The 349-nt window shown below is 57.0% G+C and carries 1 protein-coding gene; it reads right to left on the bottom strand.

Going from position 1 to position 349, the window contains the following annotated elements:
- Positions 1–349, bottom strand: a 349-nt coding sequence (locus ACR9ZK_RS21730; protein WP_481344036.1) for a hypothetical protein, incomplete at both ends; no start/stop codon positions are given.

The following is a 349-nucleotide window of genomic DNA, read 5'->3' as shown; positions in this document are numbered from 1 at the left end:
TCGTTACGCTCCTCCTCTTCACCGCCGAGCAATGCGATACTCTCGCCGTTTTCCCGCACGTGCGTCAGCGTGTAGCGAAATTCGGCTTCCGCCTGATTTTTGACCTCTGAGATGTGGACGAAATGGCGGCCGATAACCGCCATCGAGCTGGACGTAATCGCGGCGTAGAGTACCGCAGTGATGACGAGGAAGCCGGGAACAGTGACGCTCGAACCCCCGATCGTCAGAGTCAAGGCCCCGCCGATCGTCCAGAGCACCACAATGAAGGTTGAGGCCGACAGAAATGCGGAGATGACACCAGCGGTGAAATCAACAGGTGATTCAGTGGCAATCCGCAAATCCTCAGTGA

The sequence above is a fragment of the Monashia sp. HAY1-5C genome (assembly GCF_056755255.1).
Note: the sequence above shows the minus strand (reverse complement) of the source record. Positions and strands in the feature narration are given on the sequence as shown.